Genomic DNA, 22142 nt, shown 5'->3' with positions numbered 1-22142 from the left:
GAGAGGGGGCTTGCGAGTGGAAACTGGTAGGCCCTGGCGGGGCGTGTTGGTCTCCATCACCACGCCGTTCCGCGCCGACCTGTCGGTCGATGTCGACAAGCTCCAGGAACACGTGCGCTGGCTCGCCGCCGAGGGGTGCCACGGGGTCGTGCCGTGCGCGTCGGTGGGGGAGTACCGGGCGCTCACCGACGACGAGCGGGCCGCCGTGGTTCAGGCGACGGTGCAGGCCGCGCCGCCCGGCTGCGCGGTGGTGCCCGGCGTCGGTGGCTACGGCAGCAGGCAGGCCCGCCGCTGGACGCAGCAGGCCGCCGAGGCCGGTGCCCACGGCGTGCTGGCGCGGCCACCCGAGGGGCCCGCCGCCCGCGCCGCCGACGTGGTCGCCCACTATCGGGAGGTGGCCGCGGTCGGCCTGCCGGTGGTCGCGCACAACGATCCGTACGACACCCGGTTGGACCTCACGCCGGACCTGCTGGCGACCGTCGCCGAGATCGACGGGATCGTCGCGGTCAAGGAGGTCACCGGCGACGTCCGCAGGTTGCATCGCCTGCGGGACCTCTGCCCCCACGTCGACGTGCTGGTCGGCGCCGACGACGTGGTGCTCGAACTGATGCTGTGCGGCGCCACCGGATGGGTCGCCACCCTGCCCAACGCGCTGCCCCGCCAGGCCGTGCGCCTGTACGAGCTGTGCGTCGCCCGCGACCTGGGCCGGGCGCTGCCGCTCTACGCCGAACTGCACCCGATCCTCGGTTGGTCCTCCCGGCCCGAGTCGGTGCAGGCCGTCAAGCTCGCCATGGAGTGCGCCGGACGCTTCGGAGGGCGGTGCCGACCACCGCGCGGCCCCCTGTCCGAGGCCGCCGTCGACCGGGTACGCCGCGACGTGCGGCGGGCCCTGGCGGCGAGCACCGAACCGGTTCCCGGAGCCTCCCCTGGCGCAGCCGTCGGAGCGTCGGTCCTTCAGGTGTCGGAAGTGGCCGGCTCACCTGCCGACATCTGCACGGTGACCGGCACCGACCCGCCCTCCTAGATTCGCTGCGCGGCTTGCTGACAGGCGCTCCGCGAAAGCCCCCACCGGGGCGCCGGCACCGCGTTTCCTCCGACGAGAGGTGATTTCGTGCACCGTACCCCCAACCGAGCCCGGCTGAGGCGGGCCGTGCTGGCCGCCGCCGTGGCGACCACGCTCGTGGCGACCGGGGCGGCGCAGGCCGCCGCGGCCCCGGCCAACCCGGCCGGCGGCACCGCGCCGTTCCAGGTCCTCGATCCGCAGGCCTGGCAGAACCCGGACACGATGACCTGGAACGACTACAAGGCCGTGCCCGGCAAGAACTGGGCCGACCCGAGCGTGTCCGGCTCGGTCCGCAACTTCAAGATCGCTTTGGTGGCGCTCGACTATCCGGACGAGACGTTCGCGGTCTCCCAGCGGGCCCGATCGACGGTCTTCGGCAACCCCCAGTCCGTCGCGACCAACATTCCCCGGGCGGACGTGCCGACGTTCTACCACGACTTCCTGAACACCCCGAACACCCTCAACAAGGGTCACACCCTGCACGAGTACTGGATGCAGGACTCCAACGGCCGCTACGGCGTCGACCTCACCGGGTTCGGGCCGTACCAGATGCCGGCCAAGTCCTACCAGTACGGTCTGGACAACGGGTTCAACCCGGGCGCCTGCCCGAGCGGGGACGTCTGCGGCAAGAACATCCGCACCGACGGCCTGGGCGCCTGGCGGGCGGCTGTCGGCGAGGAGGTCGCCAACCAGTACGAGTTGGTGTTCATCCTCAGCGCCGGCCAGGACGAGTCGTCGACCTGGCAGGAGTTCGGTCAGATGATCTTCCAGAACAAGGAGGACGTGCCGGACGCCTGGGGCCCGCCGGACCCGAACCTGCCGAACTGGGCGAAGACCCGCTACGTGGACTGGACCTCGTGGAAGGCGGCGGCGACACTGTGGCCGAACGCCGGCGGCGGCTCCTCGACGCAGGGGGAGAGCTCCGGCATGGGCGTCTACGCCCACGAGCTGACCCATCTGCTGGGCATCGGCGACAACTACAACAACCCGTACGGCGAGCCGCTGCGCAGGGCGTACACCGGGATCTGGAGCATGATGTCGCGCGGGTCCTTCAACGGCCCGGGCGGTCCGCACACCCGCTGGCAGATCCCTCCGACCAACGGCGGTTCGATGGGCTCACTGCACACCGTGCGGGACAAGCTCAAGATCGGCCTGCTCGGTGAGGAGCACGTGCTGCGGTTGTCGCGGGAGTCGTTGGCCTCCTCGGGTCTGGTGGTCGCACAGGTCACGGCTCGGGCGGTCGACGCCGGCCCGAAGGGTCTGAGCGGCGTGAACATCGCGCTGAACAAGGACCTGTCGCCGACGTGCGGTGTCACCACCGACCCGTTGTGCGACGGTGGCAACTTCAACAACTACACCGTCGAGGTCGTCGACCGGATGGGCGCGGACTCGTTCACCCCGGACAGCGGTGTGCTGCTCAGCAAGACGAAGAACGCCGACAGCGCGCCGTTCCAGTGGGTGGTGGACGCCAACCCGCAGGACATCGACATGATCGACTTCTACCGGCCCGACGGCACCCCGCAGAAGATCACCATGGGGGACTACCGGCAGCTCTCCGACGCGCTGTTCCACGCCGGCGCGGACACCGGCAGCCAGTACGAGTACGTCGACGAGGCCAACCGGCTGCACTTCTACATCATCGACCTCAAGCGGGACTCGGCCGGCTCGCTGTCCTACACCGTGGCGGTGCGTTCGCTCGACGGCACCGGCGGGCCGAGCAGCCACGGAGTGACGCTGGGCAAGGGCGAGGCGACCGGCGGCGGCAAGCCGACCAACCGCGGCCTGACCTGCTCGTTCGAGCTGACCAACACCGGCTCGTACTCGGCCGGCGGGCAGCAGCACCCGGAGAACGTCAGCGCGTACCTGAAGTCGGACGTCTACCGACTGTCGGCGGAGGTCGCCGGCAAGGGCTGGCGGACCTGGCTGCCCAACCAACTCGCCACCGCGCAGTTCGGTAAGGCCACCACCGTCAAGGTGTCGGTGGGTGCCACCGCCGCCGCCGCGAACACCGGCTTCGTGAAGCTCACCGCGACCTCGGAGAGCGACCCGACGAAGACGGAGACCAAGCAGTGCCGGGTCGAGAAGTCCTGACCGACGCCCACGGATGACCCCGCTCCTGCCGGGTCCGCGACGGCCTGCCGCCGCGGACCCGGCAGGCGGACGGAAGGAGGATGACGTGCGGCGAAGCACCATGGCTCTGCTGCCCCTGCTGCTGGTCGGCGCGACCGGCTGCGGTGCCGTCGGCGCTGCCGAGGAGGCGGTCTCCCCGACGACCGTCCGGGTCCTTGTTCGCGACATCAACATCCGGGCCGCGGGCGTGGACTGCGCCGGTACCGGTCCCTACCAGCACTTCCACAACCGGGCATCGTTCCGGGTGCTCGCCCCCGACGGAGCGGCGCTGGCCAGCGGGCGGCTGCCGGCGGGCACCGCCGTGGCCGCCTTCGCCGAGGACCTGGGGGTCGAGCGCCTACCCACCTACTGCGAGTTCGCCGTCGGTGTGCGCGTGCCGCAGCGGGACTCCTACCGGCTGGAGGTGGACGGCCAGCCGGCGCTCGACCTGACGCCGGACACCAGCGAGGGCCCGGCGCTGGTGGCGGTGGTCCCCTCATGAGGCGGGCACTCCTGCCGCTGGTGCTCGCGGCGGCGTTGCTGGGCGGATGCAGCACGCCCGAGCCCGAGCCCGCACCGACGCCCGTCGGCGGCGCGGCGGCGCTGCCCGGGCCGGTCCCCGCCGACCTGGCGCTGCGCCCGGTGCCCGGCACCGCCCCGGCCGCCCCGGCATTCACCGGCGCGCTGACCGACGGCACACCGTTCGCCGCCGCCGAGCTGTGGGCGCAGCGCCCCGTCGTGCTCACCTTCTTCAGCTCCTGGTGCACCACCTGTGCCAGCAACCAGGCCGCCCTCAGTGAGCTGGCCCGAAGCTACCGGGACCGGGTGGTCTTCGTCGGCGTGGCCGGCGCGGACCAGGCCGACGAGGTCCAGGACTACCTCCGCGCCCACCGGGTGGAGTATCCGATCGTCGTGGACGACCAGCAGACGATCTGGCGTTCGTACGCCGTGCGGGAGCCACCTGCCGTCGTGCTGGTGGCCAAGGGCGGCGCCCTGCTCCGCGGCTGGCCGGGCGGTCTGGACGCCCCCACCCTCGACCGACGGCTGCGGGAGCTGGTGCTGGCCGACCAGCCGTAGTCCCGTCCCCCAGCACCTCGGTGCGGCGCCGACCCGGCACCGGTCGGCGCCGCACCGAGGCACGTGCGTACCCCGAGCGCCGATGCCCGGCGACGACGGCCGCGCCCCGTCGAACCACATCCGGTGAAGTTCCTACACGTGCAGGTGGTGGCACGAGGTCGTCGGCTCGTAGCGTACGCAGCCTCGGACACATCAAGGAGATTGCATGCCTACAGTGGGAACGCGCTGGCGCACCGGCGTGGCCGTACTGTCCGCGACCGTGCTCGCCGCCGCCCTCGGCGCGGCGCCGCAGGCGCAGGCGGCGGACGGCCCGCCGTCGGTCGTCGTCCAGGGCGGTGTCACCCAGCCGGTGTTCGGCTACGCCGACGCCATTCGGGAACGCCTGTTCATCGACTCCACCTTCGACAGCGACAACGACGGTCTGCGCGACATCATCGCGTTCGACCTGATGCGGCCGGCGGCCACCGCGCAGGGGCTCAAGGCCCCCGTGGTGATGGACGCCAGCCCGTACTACTCGACGGTCTGCCGAGGCAACGAGTCCGAGTGCAAGGCGGACCTCGACGGCGACGGGCTGCTCGACAAGTGGCCGCTGTTCTACGACAACTACTTCGTGCCGCGCGGCTACGCGGTCATCCTGCTGGACATGGTCGGCACCAACAACTCCACCGGCTGCCCGACCACCAACGCCAACCAGGACAACCTCAGCGCCAAGCAGGCCATCAACTGGCTCAACGGTCGGGCCACCGCCCGTAACGCCGCCGGTGAGGTCGTGAAGGCCGACTGGCACAACGGCAGGACGGGGATGATCGGCAAGTCGTACGACGGCTCGCTGGCCATGGCCACGGCGGTGACCGGCGTGAAGGGCCTGACCACCGTCGTGCCCATCAGCGGACCGACCGAGTACTACGACTACGTCCGCAGCAACGGCGTGGTCACCCGTGGCAACAGCTACGTGTCGTCGCTGGCCAACACGGTCACCAACCCCGAGCGACGGGAGTACTGCAAGCCGGTGCGCGACGCGATCGGCGCCGCCGACGGCGACGAGCACGGCGACTACACGGCCTTCTGGAACGAGCGCAGCTACGTCAAGAAGGTCCCCAACGTCACCGCCAGTGTGCTGCTCTACCACGGACTCAACGACGACAACGTCCGGCCGGACCACTTCAGCAAGTTCTGGTACGCCCTCGCGGAGAACAACGTGCCGCGCAAGCTGTGGCTGTCGCAGGAGGGCCACGTCGACCCGTTCGACTCGCGCCGCGCGGTGTGGGTGTCGACGCTGCACCGCTGGTTCGACTTCTGGTTGCAGGGTGTCGCCAACGGCATCATGGACGAGCCACGGGTGGACCTGGAGCGCTCCGCCGACGTGTGGGAGACCCACGCCGACTGGCCGATCCCCGGCAAGGCGGACACGGAGGTGTTCCTGCAGCCCGGCACCACCGGCGCGGGCGGTCTCGGGCTGGTGCCCACCGCGAAGCCGGCGACCGGGGCGTTCCAGGACAGTCGCACGCAGAGCCAGAACACCATGATCCTCAACCCGGACGTGGTGCAGCCCAACCGGCTGGCCTTCCTCTCCGCGCCACTGACCGCGCCGCTGCACATCTCCGGCACGCCCACGGTGCAACTGCGGGCCTCCGCCGATCAGACCGACACCAACCTCGGGGCGATCCTGGTCGACTACGGCACCGACGAGCGGGTCGCGCACCGGGCCTCCGGCGAGGGGATCATCACCCTGGACACATCGGACTGCTGGGGCGAGAGCAGCCCGACCGACGACGGCTGCTACAAGCAGACCGCGAAGCGGGTGGCCACCGCCGACTACGAGCTGGTCACCAAGGGCATCCTGGACGCCCAGAACCGGCAGTCGATCCGCGTCGCCGTGCCACTGGTCCCGGGGGAGTCGTACAACTTCAGCTTCCCGCTGCTGCCCGAGGACTACGTCTTCAAGCCCGGCCACCGGATCGGCGTGATCATCGTCGCCAGCTACCCGCAGTACTCCAGCCAGGCGGACACCACCGCCGCGAACCTGCAGGTCTCCCTGAAGAGCAGCAACATCGTCCTGCCTGTGGTCGGCGGAACCGCCGCCGCGCACGCCGCCGGCCTCTGACCGGCTGATCGACGGGCCGCCCGGCGCGGCTCGTCACCGGGGCGGCCCGGCGATCAGTCCTCCCGCGAGGGCGGACGATCGCCGGGCCGTACCGCTGGCCACACCTGGCTGCCGCGCGTTGCGGGTCGACGAACACTGGGTACGCGGCCGCCGGAGGAACCCCGTACGCTGGCGTGGTGATCGACTTCCGCGCGGCAGTTGAAGCACGCGATCCCGATGCCATGACGGCGGCCCTCGCCGACGACGTGGTCTTCCGCAGTCCGGTGGCGTTCAAGCCCTACCCGGGAAAAGCCATCACCGCGGCGATCCTGCGCGGCGTGCTGCGGGTCTTCGAGGACTTCCGCTACACCCGTGAGCTGAGCGGTGACGGGGGTCGTGATCACGCGCTGGTGTTCGAGGCGAGGATCGGCGACGTCGCCGTCGAAGGCTGCGACTTCCTGCACCTCGACGAGGCCGGCCTGATCGACGAGTTCACGGTCATGGTTCGCCCACTGTCCGCCGCGCAGACTCTGGCCGCCGCGATGGCCGCCCAGTTCGAGCAGATCCAGCGGGAGGCGAGCGCCGGTCGCTCGTCGGAAACCTCCGTCTGACCCACACCTCCCAGGTCGATGATCCACCGCGAGCGCCGGTCCACCACCGCGCCGGCGGCAGCGCAAGTGCCACCGCCGGCGCGGAGCGGCGTCACAGCCGGGACGTGAAGGTGGCCAGGAACCTGTGCGGAGTCACCGCGCCGGTGTTGTCGAAGCAGATCACGTCGACGTCGGCGTTGGTGGTGTACGGCCAGGGTTGGGTGAGGTGGCAGTAGTTGCTGCCGGCGCCCTGCGCCACCACCTGGGCGTGCGTCTCCTTGATGCCGATCTGCGGGAAGGTCGCCAGGTAGCGACCGGAGGGCGCCAGCGGCGCCACCGTGTTCGCGCCGACGCCGAGCACCGAGTTGTCGTTGGTCGGCCCGCCGACGGCGGTACCCAGGTAGCCGAAGTACGAGGGTGGGCCGAGAGAGCCGATCACCGGCCGCCGGCGGTGGTACGAGAGGGCGAAGTCGGTGTTGACGAACGCGCCTGCCTGGTCGTAACAGAAGACGTACACCTGCACGCCGGTGCCGACCGCGTTCCAGGAGTAGACCTTGCAGCGGCGGGGACCGGCGTTCGGCTGCACGGCGGTGACCTGCACGTTGCCGGCCAGCAGATCGGCCAGTCCCACCCCGGGCAGCCGCACCAGGTACTGCCCGACGCCCAGCGGCCCGACCGTGTTCACGCCGCCGGTGGAGTTGTACGACTGCGCCACCAGGCCGCTGCTCCACTGCACGTACGCGTGGGAGGTGCCGGCCGGCAGTACGCCCGAGCTGGTCGTCCAGAGCACTGTGAACGGAGTGTCTTCGCGCGTGCCGCCCGGCCGGTGGCACTGCACGTCGACGATCTCGTCGGTGCCGGACTGGAACCAGCGGACCACCTCGCAGTAGTGACCGGTCCGGTTCACCGGGGTCACGTGCGGTACGCCACGTGAGCTGGCACCGATCTGTGGGAAACGGACCTGGAACCGGCCGGGTGCGAGCTTGATGCCGTCGGCCCAGGCGGCGGGGAAGGCGGTCTTCCAGCTGCCCCACTGCCGGCTGGTGTCCAGCACGGTCCAGACCGGGACGGTGGGGTCCTTGACGTACGCGAAGCCCCAGCGGTCGGCGGTGGCCGCCGCGGCCGGCGTGGGCGGCGCGAGTGCGCCGGCGGCCAGGACGGCCGCCAGTGCCGTGGTGACGAACGATCGGAGACGCATCTGTTCCTCCAGTCGACGGGAACATGTCGGAGAGGAGTGTGCGCGCGGTGATTCAATGGTCACAGTCGGCTACATCGCGCTCCGGTGTCGGCTGTGAGACCGACGCGGAGCAGCCGGCGCGCGACCGCCTGCTCAGCGGAGTTGGTCGGCCAGGTCGCGCACCGCGTCAGTGAACGCCTTCTCGGATTCGCACGGCCGGTGTCCTTTGATCGCTGGCGGGAAGATGTCGCCGGACGGAGGTGTGACGGCGTACGGGTCGCGTAGCCGCCGGTCCACGGTTGCCTCCCGGTCGGACGCCGCGGATGCCTTGTCGGGGCCGTGCCGTGCAAAGACGCGACCCCCGATGGGGTCGGTTTCCCGCCACAGATTCACCCACCGCCAGTCCACCCGGTCGGCGATCTCGTGGATCACCTCGTCACTGACGTACGCGGGGAAGAGGCGGGCGTACAACCGTCGAAGGGGCGACCCGTGGGTCAGCAGCCCGACCCGGTCGGTGACCCGCGGCGGCAGTTGAAGCAGTGTCGCGGCGAGCAGGACGGAGCCGTGGCTGTGCCCGGTGAGCACCACCGCGTTGCCGGAGTCGACGAGGTGGGTGATCCGGCAGGTCAGTTCGGGAACGGCACGTTCGGCGTAGCACGGTGGCGCGAACGGGTGCGCGGCTCTGGGCCAGAACGTGCCCAGGTCCCACAGCACGCCGACGTACCGGCGGAACCCGGGGGTGTGATGGGCGAAGATTCCACCGATGACCAGGCCGAGGATGAGGGCGGCGATCAGATAGCTGCCGACACCGATGACGAAGTAGACGAAGCTGACCGGCAACCCGACGTAGCGCTGGACCAGTTCGCCGGGAGGCGTCGGCAGCAGGCCGAGCGCGACCGCTGCCATACCGATCCCGGCGAGGCAGGCGTAGAGCACCGCAAGCGGCAACAGCCGCTCGGTGAACCGGGCCCGGGCCAGGGTTTTGCGCACCTGCCGCAGTCGCGGTGTGGCATCGGCCGGCGCGTCCGGAAAGTCACGAGCAACGCTGGCCGACGCGGCCCGGAACCGTCCCGGTCGTGACGCCACGGACACCACGCCGGCGACGGCCAGCGTCACCAGCACCGCCAGCGAGAAGCCGAGAATCGCCCAGACGCAGGCACGGGGCGGGCTGGTTATCAACGCCTCGGCGGTGGGCGCGCCCCTGTTCAGAAAGTCGGACACGCGATAGACCAGCTCAGCGGAGAACGTGATCGCCAGACTGATCGCGGCTACGGAGCTCGCCAGGGCGCCGAACCCGAGCGTGGGCGCGACATCGGGATCTCGACCCCGGTGCCAGAACAGCACCACCCCCAGGGCGGCCAGCAGCACTGCCTGACCGATGAACAGCCCGACGATGGTCAGGTTGTAGCCGGGCAGCCCGTTCCGCTCCGGCCAGGAGTCCGAGCTGGTCAGGACGAGGATCCAGACCAGCACGGTCAGAGCGAGGGCGATCGTGCGGAGCGCGCCGACCAATCGGTCGAGCCGCAACTCCGTGGGCATGGTCAGAGGTGGGGTGCAGAGCAGAACCGCGCAGGTGATCAGCAGAAGCCCGGCGGCTGCCGTCAGCGCGACGGTGACGATCGACAGACCCTGTGCGGAGCGGGCTCCGAGCAGGCTGAGGTCCAGCACGGCAAACGCCGCCGCGACGTGAATCGAGCGCAGTCGACCGACCAGCGGCTCGTTGTCCCACCGGCCGACGGCGGTGAGCCGGTCCGCCGCACGAGGCTGGTCGGCCGCGCGGAAGACGTCAGCGGGAAGTGCCGGGCGGGCGCTGAGCCCCCACACCAGGCTGATGCCCGCAGCGGGTGCCAGTGCGAGCACCGCCAGGCGTAGTCCGGCAGGACGCCCCCCGAGCCAGGAGAGCCAACTACGGCCGGCCAGGCACTCCGCTGAGGACATGCACTTCCACGCGACCACGTCCAGCGCTACCCCCACGATGCTCAGCACGTACATCAAGGTCAGGGTGAGCGCCAACAACCGGCACAGGGCCTTGATCACCGGGTCGGAGCCGGCTCCGGCGGGACGCATCCAGATGGCGAGGTTGATCAGCATGAAGGGCAACAGGATCACCATCGACAGCGTTCGCAGCGCGTTGCCGGCGGGCAGGTTGTTCCAGCGGTAGGCCTCGAGCGTCACCGCGCCCGCCTCGCCGTCCTCGCGGTTCTCCGGCCGCGGCCGGTAGAAGCCGCCCCGGTGGTCACCCGCCACCTGCTGCACGTGCGGTCGATCCAGCAGGTCATCCGGGCCGGTGGCGGACACCCCGTGCACCCGCAGTTCCACCAAGCCGTCGGCCCCGGCGTGCCCGCCCCCGTCTCGATGATCCATCCGGTAGCGGCCCCCCGGCGTGTACGAGGCTCACACCGACCCGCTCGGGTGATCCGACGGCGCCCGTGTGGCCCAACGGGCGTACCCCGCGAAGGAAGATGCAACCCCGTGCCCGGGGCCGCGAGGTCGACATCCCGGGCAGCGATTTCGCCGGGCATTCTGCGGGTATCGACTCGCTGGCCTGCCCGGCGTGGTACCAATTACCCCGAAGGGCGAAGCCGGCAGGAATGGGCGGCCCATGTCGACAAGGGCAGCAGCGCTGCTTCGAAAACCGGGTCAACCGCAGCGACCAAGCCTTCTGGAACTCTTCTTCGACCTGGTATTCGTCTTCGCTCTCAATCGCGTCTCACAGCAGATCGTCGAGGAGTTGACCGAGCGGCGGATCGTGCTCGTCGACGCCGCCCAGATGCTCCTGTTGCTGCTGGCCTTCATGGTGCTGTGGTTCGTCACGGCATGGGTCACCGACCTCTACGATCCGCAGCGGCCCCAGCTTCAGGTGCTGGTCTACACGGCCATGCTCGGCGCGATGATGATGGCAGTCGCGGTGCCGGAGGCGTTCGCTGACCGCGGTCTGGCCTTCGCTGGTGCGTGCGTCGCGGTCCACATCATCCGCGGTCTGGTAATAGTGCCGATACTGCGCGGCCACGAAGCTCAGCGCCGAGCAGCAGGAGTGTTCTTCTGGTTCACCCTGTCGGCCGTGCCGTGGATCGCCGGCGCGATCATGACGGACACGGTCCGCGGCGTGCTCTGGACGCTCGCGATCGCCATCGACGGCACGGCACTGCTGCTGTTCTATCCCGCGCCCTGGTCCCGCCCCACCCCACGGCAGTGGCCGGTCCTGGCCGAATACCTGTCCGAGCGCTACCAGCAGTTCTTCATCATCGCCCTCGGCGAACTGATTCTGACGACCGGCTCGGCCTACAGCGACACCTCGTTCCGGGGCGGCGGAGCCGCAGCCGCCTTCGCGGTCGCATTCATCACGACCGTGCTGCTGTTTCGCGTCTACATTTTCAGAGCAGGCCAACTGTTACCCGAAGCCATCAGGGCTGCCAAAGAGCCCGCGCACCTGATTCGGGAGGCTTTCCTCGCCCACGTACTCATGGTCGTCGGGATCGTCGTCGTCGCCGTCGGATACGAAATCGTGATCGAACATCCGTTCGGGGAGAACCACGCGGCGTGGATCCTCGTTGTTCTCGGCGGACCGATGCTTTTCCTGATCGGGCGCGCCCTGGTGGAACATGCCGTGTTCAGCCGGGTGTCCCGCTCCCGCATCATCGGCGCTCTGGCGCTCGCCGCCGCCTCGCCGTTCATGATCCCATTACCGCCGCTGGCCGTGGCCGTCACCGCCGTCGCCGTCCTCGCCGGCATCGCCGCCTCCGACGCCGTCCACGCCAGGGGAAAACCGCCCGAGGGACCGCACCCGCGCAATCCCAGACAGTGAGTGGCGACAAGCCGGTCCCGCCTGAGGAGACGGGTCGGACATCGTCCGGCTGTCTGCTCATGACCCCGTGGTTTCCGCTCGCTGTCCACCCCCGGGGCATTCTTCGGGCGGGGCGTAGGCACGAATGGTGCCGTTGTGCCGCGCAACCCCGCCGTCAGCGGTGAGGGGGACGAGGCGTTTACAGACGGGGCACCGTCCCTGTTGGTGCTGCGGGCGCTGAATCACGGTGCCTCCCAGGTACGTCGTGCGCTCATCCGCGGAGCCGTGTCGCCCATCGTCGCCGATCGAGGCTCGCCGGCGCGCTGATCGCGGTAGGCGCCAGCCACCCTCGGGCGGCCTGGCGCGCAGGCGCCGCTAACTTCGCGGCAGCACGCTGATGGCCGCGACGGCGCTGTTGATGACGGTGGCCGTCACGGTGCGGGTCACGGCCGCCGCCGCTGCGTCGGCGCCCCAGTCGCCACGCTCGAGTTCCTTGGCCCGTGTGATGACCGGCGACGTCCACGGGATCTCGCGGTGGAACTGCGGGAGCGTTCCGCTCGCCGACAGCAGCGCCGCGAGCGCGGCGACACGGGCCTGCGGCTGCGCACCGTCCACGAGGACCTGCCGGACGTCGGCGAGCAGGCGGGCCCGGCGTTCGGTTCTGCCCTCCCGTAGGGCCGTCGTCCGGAACAGGCCGAGCACCTTACGGGGCTCCTCGTCGATGTCGCCCCGAGCGATGAGCCGCTCCAACACCGGCTTGCGCAGGCCGGGACCGACCGCGGCCAGGGCTGTCTGCACCCCTCTCGGTTTCTTGGCGAGGTAGTCCCACGCCGGCCGTAGGAGGTCGTCCGAGGGTGGGCGACCTGCAAGGCTGCTGACCCGACCCCGGCCCTCGGCGCTCAGGTGACCGCCGAGGGCGAGGTCCGCGAGAACCGCCCCGCCGAGGACGTAGTAGAGGGTGTTCTCGCCCGCGATGGTGCCGGAGTCGGGTTGGAACAGGAGCAGCAGGAGATCTTCCACGACTGTCGGCGTTGTCGGCCGGGCTTCGGTGGTCATCGGCGGGGCTCCCAGCGGAAGAGTCGGGTGGCCAGGGCTACGGCGACGACTACCCAGCCGAGAGTGGGCGCGAACAGGGCAAGCGAATCGGTGACGGCGATGCCGCCGTTCCAGGCGTTCATGGTCAGTTCGGTGGCCGCGCCGCCGGGCAGCAGCCGCTTGAGCCCGGCGAGATTCTCGGTGCCGGTGATGCCGACCCAACTGGCCACGGCGATCACGCCGAGGGTGACGGGCAGGGTGGTGACCTGAGCGTGTTCGGGTGAGTTCGTCAGCCCGGCCGTGGCCAACGCCAGGGCGATCATCATGGCCAGGGTGGCGATGGTCGCGACCACGAGCAGGGCGATGTTCGCCGGTGCGCCGGCGACCACAGCCAGGGCGGTCAGGATCGCGGTCACCTGGATCATGGCGAGGACGACGACGGGCAGGAGCAGGCCGGCGAGGATGCTGGTGTCGCTTGCCGCGGTGGAGCGTAGGCGTTTGAGGAAGAGGTTCTGGCGTCGGGATGCCAGGGTGGTGACGGCGGTGGTGTAGAGCCCGAAGGCGGTGATCGTGAACAGGATGATCGCGGCGATGTAGCCGAGGCTGCCGAGATCGGCGAAGGTGTCGTGTTGGCGCACGAAGTACGCGCTGACGACGACGGGGATGATGAGGCTGGTGATCAGGACCAGTCGGTTGCGGAAGATCTGGATCAGTTCGCTGGCGGCGATGGGCAACACGGTGGCGCTCCTGTCGAGACGGGGGGTCAGTTGTTGATGGCGCGGAAGACGTCGTCGAGGCGGGTCGGCCCGGCTTCCAGGCCCTGCAGTTCGACGGTGTGGTCCTGCGCCCACCGGAGCAGGAGGTGCAGGTCGTTCTGCAGGTCGAAGGTCTCGACCACGACTTTCCCGTCCACGTCGGCGGCGGCCTGCACCGGCAGCGCCGGGGCCCCCGCGGGAAGGGTGAAGCGGATGACCGCGGGCAGGGTACGGGTCAGTTCGGCCACCGTGCCCTCGCGGTGCAGGGTGCCGTGGTGCATCAGTCCGATGCGGTCGGCGCGTTGTTGTGCTTCTTCCAGATAGTGGGTGGTGAGCACGATGGTGGCGCCGTTTTCGCGGAGCCGGTCGACGATCGTCCACACGGCGTCGCGGGACTGGATGTCCAGGCCGGTGGTTGGTTCGTCGAGGATGATCAGTTCTGGGGTGCCGTAGACAGCGGTGGCGAAGTCGAGTCGGCGCTTCTCGCCGCCGGACAGCTGCGCCACCCTGCGGCGGGATCGGTCGGTGAGGTCGACGAGGTCGAGCACCCGGTCGACGTCGTCGGTGCGTCCGCTGAGCCGTCCGATCAGGCCCACGGACTCCCGGACGGTGAGGTCGGGGGAGAATCCGCTCTCCTGGAGCATGACGCCCATTCGGGGACGTACCGCCTGACGGTCGTCGGGGCTGTTTCCGAAGACACGCACCGTGCCGGAGGTCGACCTGCGGTGACCCTCGATGACTTCCAGGGTCGAGGTCTTCCCGGCTCCGTTGGTGCCCAGCAGCGCGTAGAGCTCTCCCGGTCGTACCTCGAAGGAGAGGTCCTTGACGGCGTGGAAATCGCCGTAGGTGAGATTCAGCCGGTCAACGTCGATGACGGGTGTGGTGGACATGCACCTATGACAGCGCGGGCGCGGCCGACCCGTCAGTGGCACCACGTCATCACCGCAAGTGACGTGGTGTCACTGGTCCTCGCCCCTGGCTGCCGGATACTGACCTGGTGACCGCGAGAGCGCCGCGCTTCACCCAGTCGACGCAGGGAAGGCTGCGCCGGCTCAACCTCGCGACATCACTGCCGCCGGTGGTGTTCGCCGCGGTGATCCTGCTCTACAACGACGCCCGCGCCTGGTGGCACTTCGTCGTCCTGGCGCCCGGTGCCGTGGCGGCCGTGGTGGCCTTCGAACGGTGGACAGCAAACGACCTCGCCCGGTTCGCGCTGCCCTGCGTGGTCGTGGCAGCGGCGGTCTGGCCGCTCGGGGTCCTGGTGACCGGCAGCCCCAACGCCTACTGGGGTGTCTGCGCCGTGGGTTCGCTGTCCCTGCGCGAGGTGCGACGGCACCGGGCTCTGACGATCGCCGGACTGTTCACCTACGTCGCCGTGGTCGGCGTGGCGCGGCTGCTGGTGCAGCGGGACGACATCGTGGGCGTCCTGGTCACCTACGTTGTCATCCCGACCGCTCTCACCGTCCTCGTGACGGTCTTCACCGTCGTGGGCGAGCGGTTCTACGACCTCATCCGGGAGCTCGAACAGACTCGGGAACGCGAGGCGGAGCTGGCGGTGGTCCGGGAGCGGGTGCGGTTCGCCAGCGACCTGCACGACATCCAGGGCCACACCCTGCACGTGGTCAAGCTGAAGATCGCCCTGGCCCAGCGGCTGCTGCTGCGCGACACCGCTCGGGTGGAGAAGGAGCTGCGGGAGACGTACACGCTGGTCAGCGACACCATCGCGCAGACGAAGGAACTCGCCTACGCGCAGCGGCGACTCAACCTCACCGCGGAGATCGAGAACGCGAAGAACCTGTTCGAGGCCGCCGGCATCCGGGTCCGGGTGACCCGGGAGGCCGAGGTCGACGCCCGCGCCAGCGAACTGCTCGGGCAGGTGCTGCGGGAGACCACCACGAACATCCTGCGGCACGCGCAGGCCACCCAGGTGCAGATCACGCTCGCCGCATCGGGCATCACCATCGTCAACGACGGCGTGACCGCCAGCGCGCCCCCGCAGCTCAGGGGTCTGGCGGCGCTGAGGCAACGGGTGGCGGGCGACGGAGGTGAGCTGTCCGTCGAGCAGAGCGACGGGCAGTTCCTGACCGCGGCGACCTTCCCACCCGTCGCAGCCGATGCGGGCCCGACGGCTACCGGGAAGGACGACCGATGACCACCATCGTGCTCGCCGACGACGAGGCGCTGCTGCGCACGGCCCTGGCCGCTTTGCTGCCGTTGGAGGGCGACATCACCGTTCTCGCCGAGGCGCAGGACGGCCGGACGGCGATCGCCGCCACCCTGCGGCACCGGCCCGACGTGCTGGTCATCGACCTGGAGATGCCGGGCGTGGACGGCCTGGGCGCGGTCGCCGAGATTCGCCGCGAACGACCGGAGCAGGTGATCCTCATGCTGACCCGGCATGCCCGCCCCGGCGTGCTGCGCAAGGCGCTGAAGCTCGGCGTCCAGGGCTTCGTCAGCAAGTCCGCCGAGCCAGCCCACATCACCTCGGTCATCGCCACCCTGCACGCGGGGAAACGCTGGATCGACCCCGACGTGTCCGTGCTCGCCGTCACCGAGGACTCTCCCCTCACCGAGCGTGAAGCCGACGTCCTGCGGGTCACCGGCGAGGGCTACTCGGTCGCCGACATCGCCACTCGGCTCCACCTGGCTCCGGGTACCGTCCGCAACTACCTCTCCAACGCGATGCGCAAGACGCAGACCCGGACCCGCCACGAAGCGGCCCGCTACGCCCGCGAACACGACTGGCTGTAGGTGCGTCAACCCTCACCGAACGTGTCCGTGGGGCGTGACTTCAACGAAATGTCACGGTGACGTGGTGACGCGGTGGCACTGACGGCGAAGCGCCATGAGCGCTGCAATGGGAGCTTCACACCGTCGAGAGGAAGCTCCCCGATGAACGCCCCCAGAGCCGCGCAACCCTGGACAGGGACGAGCCCTTCTGATGGGGGAGGCTCGCGCCCCCAGACGCCGGAGCATCCCCGGCCGGCCGTCGACACCTCCCGGCCGTTCGGTGCCCACCTTCGGATGAGCTGGTGGAAGCCGCTGGTGGTCATCGGCGTGCCGCCGCTGACGATGGTGGTGCTACAGGTTCTGCTCTACCAGCTCGTGGGCGTCGTCGAGGGCAGCGACGACCCGATGTCAGCCACCCTCACGCCGTTGAAGTTCCTGGCCGTCAACCTCAGCATCGGCACGGCGGGCGCCCTGGCGATCCTGCTCCTGGTCTGGATCGCCAGGGTGCCGTGGCGCAGCCTGATCAGTGCACCCCGAGCCTTCGACGCTCGCCGCCTGACGTACTACCTGATCGCGGCGGCGCTGCTGGTGGGTGCCGGGATCGGTGTCGTGGCGCTGGTCGCGCCCGACGCACCGGGCTGGACCGCCTTCGGTGTCACCGGCACGACGACCGGCATGCTGGCGATCATCGTGCTGACCACCCCGGCGCAGGCCGTCGGCGAGGAGTTGATGTTCCGCAGTGCGGTGCTGCCCGCCGCCGCGTCCTGGGTGCGTGCGGTGCGCCCCGCCCTGGTCGTCGGGCTCGTCGTGTCCGGCCTGGGCTTCGCCGTGGTCCACGGGTCGGCTGATCCCTGGTTGTTCGGTTACTACACCGTGATCGGGGTCAGCACTGGCCTGATGGCCATCATCAGCCGTGGCATCGAGGCACCGGTTGCCTTCCACGTCGCCAACAACGTCCTGTTCACGACCGTCAACACGGTGATGGCAGACGGCGAGGCATTCGCGATCGACCGGTCCACCGACTCCGGTGACGCGTCCCTGCTGATCCTCGGCGCCGTCAACGTCGCCATGGTGGTGCTGGTCTGGCTGCGCGAGCGGCGAGCCCGGCCGCGGGCCGTCAGGAGTCGGTGAAGGCGTTCACCCAGGCGGGCAGCTGCTCGGACGGGAGGAACGTCTTGAGGTCGCCGACCGTCTGGTTAGCCGTGCCCCACAGCTCGTATCGGCTCCCGGCGCTGATCGGGGTGCGGTCGTGCAGCAGTCCGTGGAGCAGCTCCAGGGTGACCGCATCCACCCGGCCGTGAAGTCGAGCAGTGTGCATCAGAGCGAGCAGGCTCTGCCTGCGGGTCTGCGGATTTGCTCCCAGTCAAGGCCGACGGGTTCGGCGTCGTCGCCCTCGGGTGGACAGTCGTCCGCTGCCGCAGAGATCACCGACCGAGTATCTCAGTGGCGCACCCGTGCTCCCGCACCTCGCTCTCCTGGGTGAGTGGAACCGCCCCAGGGAGGGAGGCGTCACGCTGTCGGCGTGGCGAGGGTGTTGGTATGCCCACTTTCAGTAGTCGTCGCTGGGCGTACGGCGCCGTGGCTTGGTTGATCGTCTTTGTGGTGTCCCACGTGATCCTGGTGTTCTTCCCTGGGCGCGATCCAACCGGCGACGGACCGTGGGGCATGAGGGCCTACGTGATCTTCAACGTGGTGCTCATCTCGATGTCGGCGCTCGGAGCAGCCGTCGTTCTGGCCACCGTCCGCCCGCCGGCGCGACATCTTCCCCGGTGGCTACTTCTGACCCCACTGGTGTTCGGCAGCGTGCTGCTCGTCATCCGGGGTGTGCCAGGAATGGCCGAGAACTATGTGATGGTCAGCGGTGTCCGTCGCGGTGGTTTCGTGGGGGTGGCGGACGTCTCCACTGGCGAGTTCTGGACCGGCATCGCCATCAACACCTACTTCTTCGCCGGAGCGGCATTTCTGATCGGGACAACCGTTTCCTACGGCCGGCGATCAGCGAAGTCGTCTCGCTGAGGCGCACCGTCGTCCGCGCGGCCAACCTCCTGCCGCAACAGCGCCGCCTCGTCGTCGCGGTCGCAGAGCAGCAGCACCTTGAACTCTGGTTGGCCGAACGGGCTGGCCCAGTGCTTTACGGCCTGCGACAGGATCCGCTCCACCAGCTGCTCATCGGACGATGACCAGGTTGGCCATGTCGACGACCGGCCGGAAGCCGAGGGCGGCGTAGATCTTGTTCGACGTCGGGTTGGCCTGGTCGGTGAAGAGGCAGACCTGGGTACCCTCGGCCTGGATTCGGCGGGAGACCTCGGCGACCGCGTTGCTGGCCCAACCGCGCCCCCGTTGGGCCGGCGGCGTGTAGACCGGGCCCAGTCGGGCCACCCCGAACGACGGTGGGTTGGCGCCGGTGAGGTGCACCGGCTCCCCGGTCTCGTCGAGCCAGAACCACAGTCGTCCGGCGTGGATGCGGCGCAGCACCTCCGCATGGTCGGGCGCTTCGTGTGCGCTGGCACCGCGCGGGCGGCCCGCCTGTTCGTCGGCGTCGCCCATGAACGCGGCGAGCCACTCGGTGGCCAGTCGCGCGTCGTCCACGGTCGCGGTCACCAGGCTGCCGGGCGCTGGCGGCGGCGGTGTCAGCTCGCCGAGCTGGTGCAGCCGGGTGTGCCGGTTGACCCGGACTTCACCCCCGCCGCGCTGGGCCAGCGCGGCGGCGCACAGATCGACCGCGGGCAGGGCGCCGTTGACCGCGAGGACCTCCTCGCCGCGCTCGTGCAGCGCGTGGGCCAGCGCGACGGCCGCCTCGTCGGGCATGGGCAGCAGGAACGGCGGATAGGGGGCGTACGGCGCCGAGCGCATTCCGGCGCCGACGACCGCGCCGGAGTCGTCGCTGATCACCAGCCACCAGTCACGGTCGGGCTGCGGGATCCCCTCGGCCTGCTGCGACAACTGCCGGTGCGCGATGGTGGTCACGACCGTGCTGACGACCGGATCGGCGCCCAGGTGGTCACCCGCGACGGCCAGGAACTCGCCCGGGTCGCTGAGGAAGCGCAGCCGCAAGCCGGTCCTCGGGACGATGCTCATTTGCGTACGCTAGCCACCACCCACCAGAGATCGACACCGGATTTTCCGCATCAACAGTGCGGCGGGCCCACGGTTGGTCTCGGTCGGGCGGGGTACACCGCCGCGAGTGGCGCGGGGGCTGGGTTCACCCGGTGTGGCCACCGAAGGCGCTTCGGAGGGGCCGATGTCGGGTGCATCAGCGCGGCCGAGCGGGCCCGGGGCGTCCGAACGCAGCAACGAGATCCCACTCGCACGGGTAGCGCCGGCAGGTTCGCCGACACAGGTGCCAGGCACCGCGGATCGTCGCAGGTGAGGGCTCTCTGGGGTGGTTTGGTCAGTTTTCGCCGCAGTGGGAAGTCCCGAAGAGGTAGAACCAGCAGGGACACCACAGCTGTCGAACTCTGTCACCCCGGGTGACGCACTCCTGCGGCGTGACGGCGAGGCGGATCGGGAGGTAGCTCAGTGCGAGTCGGGGTAGCTGGCCGGACCGGCGGACTCGGACGTCCCGGCCAGCGGCTGGCCGGCCCGCAGACGCGGAACACCGCCGGGCGGACCCGATGAACGACGACGGCAGGTCACCCACCCCGGCCGTACGGCAGGCACGGTCACCAGGTGGGCGGGACACCGCGCTGACCGCGCTGATTCGGATCGCCCTGGCCGTCCTCTTCCTCGACGAACTCGTTGTCGGGTTCTGGAACCAGGTCTTTCCCGAAAGCTTCTACGACAACTTCCCGACCGTCAGCCTCACTCCGCCGTTCAGTGAGCACTACGCGCGTGACTTCGGCGGCGCCACCCTCGGCCTGGCCGTCGTCCTCGGCACCGCGCTCGTGGTGCCTCGGGCGGCGTTCACCATCCCGGCGGCGGCGGCCTTCTCCACCTTCGCCATACCCCACCTCTTCTTCCACCTGACCCACCTGCACCACGCCACTCCCGGCGAGAAGGTGTTCCTGACAACCGCCAACGCCGTCGTCGCCCTGCTCGGCCTTCTCGTCATCGCCCTGACGCTCGTCCGGGACGCCGGGCGTCGTCGCCGTCCGGGCACGTGAAGCGGGCGGACCCGGCATCGCGCCGGGTCCGCCCGTTGCAGTCGTGCTGGATCTCGCCCTGTCGCTGGTCGACCCGCACACCCGCGAACAGGTGCTGCGCGGAGTCGGCCGTGATCAACGCGCGAGGGCGGCGAGCCGGAACTGCTGGTTGGTCTGGCCGTGGCAGTCGTAGAGCTGGATCTGGGCGCCGTTGGCGGTGCTCCAGACGTCCAGGCATCGTCCGGACTGCACGCCGCTGATGGTGCCGTTGGAGTTGACGTTCCACTGCTGGTTGGTCTGGCCGTGGCAGCTGTAGATCTGCACCGCCGCGCCGTTGCCGGTGCCGGCCGCGTCGAGGCACATGTTTCCGTACACCTGGAGTTGTTTGTTCGAGGTGTAGGTCCAGGCCTGGTTGGTCTGCTTGTTGCAGTTGTAGAGCTGGACCCGGGTGCCGTTGTTACGGGAGGCGTTGGGCACGTCGACGCACCGGCCGGACTGGGTGCCGACGATCTCACTGGCGGAGCCCGGCGGGTTGGTCGGCGGGTCGGTGGGCGGGTCGGTGGGCGGATCGGTCGGGGTCGGCGTCGAGGGCAGCAACGGGCAGGTGCTGCGGTAGGTGACCACGCCGCTGGAGTCCAGCAGGGGGCAGAGGAACTGGCTGTACCGGGTGTCGTTGTCGATGAACATCTTGACGAACGGCAGCATGGTCCGGACCATCACCGGGTTCGACCGCCCGACCATGAAGCCATGATCCGCGCCGGCGACCTCCACGTAGACGCTTTCCGTCGTGGCCGGGAGGCTGTTGTACAGGCCGGTGGCGTAGGACGGGGTGACCACCGTGTCCGCCTGACCGGCGAAGATCATGGTGGGGACCCGGTCGTTGGCCAGGTTCGACGACGGCGAGTACGGCGCGATGCCGACCACTGCCTTCAACGACGGGCGTCGGGTGGCTGCGCTCAGCGCGCCGCCGCCGCCCATCGAGTGACCGGCGACCGCCAACCGGTTGGGGTCGACCCGGTCGCGTACGGGGCTTTGCTGCGTGAGGTAGTCCAGTGCGGCGAGCAACTGGGTGCCACGGGCCGTGTCGAAGTCGTTGCGGCTGTTGGTCTCGATGCCGATCACGACGAAACCGTGGGACGCCAGCCACGGTCCCATCCAGGCCAGCTCGGCGGAGAACAGCGCCGTGTAACCCGGCGAGATCGCGATGGCCCCGAAGGTTCCCTGGCTGGTGTCGGTCGGGTAGTAGATTCGGCCGCCGTTGAAGCCGTACCCGGTCGGGACGCTGACTGCGGCGTTGGCAAAGGGGCCGTTCACGGCGGTGACGCTGGTCCGGGTGGGGTCCGGGCCCCGCTGGTACGGGTTGTCGGCGGCCGACGCCGACCCGGTCGCCAGGGTGATGGTGAGCAACCCGACCGCGGCGGCGATCCCGGCCGCGGCGAGCGTGAACAGTCGGCCCCTCACACCGGTCGACACTCGGTCGGCCGTGGTGTTCCCCGTGGGCGGAGGGTGGTCTGCGGGTCCTCGCACTGTCGGTACCTCCTGGTGGTGGGGGAGCGAGAAGGCGGGCCTCGGCGCTGCCGGGGTCAGCGTCACCCTGGCCGGGATCCTGGTCAACGGCCTGGCCTACGTGGTTCCGGTCCTGGCCGCCCGGCGGCTC

21 protein-coding genes are annotated in these 22142 nt (G+C 69.9%); 12 read left to right on the top strand and 9 right to left on the bottom strand.

From position 1 onward, the window contains the following. The first annotated feature begins 16 nt into the window (after window positions 1-16). The 6 genes from AB0877_RS31140 (at window position 17) to AB0877_RS31115 (ending at window position 6943) form a co-directional block, all read left to right on the top strand. Window positions 17-1024, top strand: a complete 1008-nt coding sequence (locus AB0877_RS31140; RefSeq protein WP_366613353.1) for a dihydrodipicolinate synthase family protein — start codon at window positions 17-19, stop codon at window positions 1022-1024. Between the two features lie 87 nt (window positions 1025-1111). Beyond that, complete coding sequence (locus tag AB0877_RS31135) at window positions 1112-3154, top strand: M6 family metalloprotease domain-containing protein (RefSeq protein WP_366613351.1); 2043 nt, start codon at window positions 1112-1114, stop codon at window positions 3152-3154. Between the two features lie 85 nt (window positions 3155-3239). Next, complete coding sequence (locus AB0877_RS31130; protein ID WP_366613349.1) at window positions 3240-3674, top strand: hypothetical protein; 435 nt, start codon at window positions 3240-3242, stop codon at window positions 3672-3674. Beyond that, on the top strand, window positions 3671-4249 hold the full coding sequence (locus AB0877_RS31125; RefSeq protein WP_366613347.1) for a TlpA disulfide reductase family protein: 579 nt from the start codon (window positions 3671-3673) through the stop codon (window positions 4247-4249). The genes AB0877_RS31130 and AB0877_RS31125 overlap by 4 nt, the downstream gene beginning before the upstream one ends. Window positions 4250-4454: 205 nt before the next feature. After that, window positions 4455-6353, top strand: a complete 1899-nt coding sequence (locus AB0877_RS31120) for a CocE/NonD family hydrolase (protein WP_366613345.1) — start codon at window positions 4455-4457, stop codon at window positions 6351-6353. Window positions 6354-6529: 176 nt separating this feature from the next. Continuing rightward, window positions 6530-6943 carry a nuclear transport factor 2 family protein gene (locus AB0877_RS31115; protein ID WP_366613343.1) on the top strand — a complete coding sequence of 138 codons (414 nt, stop codon included), beginning with the start codon at window positions 6530-6532 and terminating at the stop codon, window positions 6941-6943. Window positions 6944-7034: 91 nt separating this feature from the next. Here AB0877_RS31115 and AB0877_RS31110 read toward each other — a convergent pair whose 3' ends face one another. Both AB0877_RS31110 and AB0877_RS31105 read right to left on the bottom strand, forming a co-directional pair. Beyond that, window positions 7035-8120, bottom strand: coding sequence for a hypothetical protein (locus tag AB0877_RS31110; RefSeq protein WP_366613341.1), 1086 nt, complete (start codon window positions 8118-8120; stop codon window positions 7035-7037). 132 nt (window positions 8121-8252) lie between these two features. Next, complete coding sequence (locus tag AB0877_RS31105; protein ID WP_366613339.1) at window positions 8253-10463, bottom strand: hypothetical protein; 2211 nt, start codon at window positions 10461-10463, stop codon at window positions 8253-8255. Between the two features lie 238 nt (window positions 10464-10701). On the opposite strand from AB0877_RS31105, the gene AB0877_RS31100 reads away from it, so the two are divergent. Further along, the gene (locus AB0877_RS31100) at window positions 10702-11904 is read left to right on the top strand and encodes a low temperature requirement protein A (protein WP_366613337.1); all 1203 of its coding nucleotides are present in this window, start codon (window positions 10702-10704) and stop codon (window positions 11902-11904) included. 354 nt (window positions 11905-12258) lie between these two features. On the opposite strand, the gene AB0877_RS31095 is transcribed toward AB0877_RS31100, so the two are convergent. Genes AB0877_RS31095 through AB0877_RS31085 form a run of 3 tightly spaced genes read right to left on the bottom strand, consistent with a single transcriptional unit; the run spans window position 12259 to window position 14563 of the window. Beyond that, window positions 12259-12939 (bottom strand): GPP34 family phosphoprotein, encoded by a 681-nt coding sequence (locus AB0877_RS31095; protein WP_366613335.1) that lies wholly within the window; start codon window positions 12937-12939, stop codon window positions 12259-12261. Beyond that, complete coding sequence (locus tag AB0877_RS31090; protein WP_366613333.1) at window positions 12936-13655, bottom strand: ABC transporter permease; 720 nt, start codon at window positions 13653-13655, stop codon at window positions 12936-12938. Before AB0877_RS31090 ends, AB0877_RS31095 begins: the two co-directional genes overlap by 4 nt. Before the next feature lie 26 nt (window positions 13656-13681). Then, entirely contained in the window at window positions 13682-14563 is an 882-nt protein-coding gene (locus tag AB0877_RS31085; RefSeq protein WP_366613331.1) for an ABC transporter ATP-binding protein, read from the bottom strand. Window positions 14564-14670: 107 nt separating this feature from the next. On the opposite strand from AB0877_RS31085, the gene AB0877_RS31080 reads away from it, so the two are divergent. The 3 genes from AB0877_RS31080 to AB0877_RS31070 all read left to right on the top strand — a co-directional run bounded on the left by AB0877_RS31080 (window position 14671) and on the right by AB0877_RS31070 (window position 17534). After that, entirely contained in the window at window positions 14671-15825 is a 1155-nt protein-coding gene (locus tag AB0877_RS31080; protein ID WP_366613329.1) for a histidine kinase, read from the top strand. After that, window positions 15822-16424: a response regulator transcription factor gene (locus AB0877_RS31075; RefSeq protein ID WP_366613327.1), complete on the top strand. Its 603-nt coding sequence runs from the start codon at window positions 15822-15824 to the stop codon at window positions 16422-16424. Before AB0877_RS31080 ends, AB0877_RS31075 begins: the two co-directional genes overlap by 4 nt. A gap of 273 nt (window positions 16425-16697) precedes the next feature. Beyond that, window positions 16698-17534 carry a CPBP family intramembrane glutamic endopeptidase gene (locus AB0877_RS31070; RefSeq protein ID WP_366613325.1) on the top strand — a complete coding sequence of 279 codons (837 nt, stop codon included), beginning with the start codon at window positions 16698-16700 and terminating at the stop codon, window positions 17532-17534. On the opposite strand, the gene AB0877_RS31065 is transcribed toward AB0877_RS31070, so the two are convergent. Then, on the bottom strand, window positions 17521-17721 hold the full coding sequence (locus AB0877_RS31065; protein ID WP_366613323.1) for a hypothetical protein: 201 nt from the start codon (window positions 17719-17721) through the stop codon (window positions 17521-17523). The two genes, AB0877_RS31070 and AB0877_RS31065, sit on opposite strands and share 14 nt — an antisense overlap. A 293-nt stretch (window positions 17722-18014) precedes the next feature. Between AB0877_RS31065 and AB0877_RS31060 the strand changes: the two genes are divergently transcribed. Continuing rightward, window positions 18015-18419 carry a hypothetical protein gene (locus AB0877_RS31060; RefSeq protein WP_366613321.1) on the top strand — a complete coding sequence of 135 codons (405 nt, stop codon included), beginning with the start codon at window positions 18015-18017 and terminating at the stop codon, window positions 18417-18419. Here the strand turns inward: AB0877_RS31060 and AB0877_RS31055 are convergent. Further along, window positions 18386-18562 (bottom strand): hypothetical protein, encoded by a 177-nt coding sequence (locus tag AB0877_RS31055; RefSeq protein WP_366613319.1) that lies wholly within the window; start codon window positions 18560-18562, stop codon window positions 18386-18388. The two genes, AB0877_RS31060 and AB0877_RS31055, sit on opposite strands and share 34 nt — an antisense overlap. A 7-nt stretch (window positions 18563-18569) precedes the next feature. Then, complete coding sequence (locus tag AB0877_RS31050) at window positions 18570-19481, bottom strand: GNAT family N-acetyltransferase (protein WP_366613317.1); 912 nt, start codon at window positions 19479-19481, stop codon at window positions 18570-18572. A 536-nt stretch (window positions 19482-20017) separates the two neighbouring features. Between AB0877_RS31050 and AB0877_RS31045 the strand changes: the two genes are divergently transcribed. Next, window positions 20018-20506, top strand: coding sequence for a hypothetical protein (locus AB0877_RS31045; RefSeq protein ID WP_366613315.1), 489 nt, complete (start codon window positions 20018-20020; stop codon window positions 20504-20506). A gap of 114 nt (window positions 20507-20620) precedes the next feature. Here the strand turns inward: AB0877_RS31045 and AB0877_RS31040 are convergent, their stop codons facing one another. After that, the gene (locus AB0877_RS31040) at window positions 20621-21946 is read right to left on the bottom strand and encodes a ricin-type beta-trefoil lectin domain protein (RefSeq protein ID WP_366613313.1); all 1326 of its coding nucleotides are present in this window, start codon (window positions 21944-21946) and stop codon (window positions 20621-20623) included. Window positions 21947-22142: the final 196 nt, after the last annotated feature.

The sequence above is a fragment of the Micromonospora sp. NPDC047644 genome (genome assembly GCF_040704315.1).
In the GTDB taxonomy this organism is placed as follows: Bacteria; Actinomycetota; Actinomycetes; order Mycobacteriales; family Micromonosporaceae; genus Micromonospora.
Note: the sequence above shows the minus strand (reverse complement) of the source record. Positions and strands in the feature narration are given on the sequence as shown.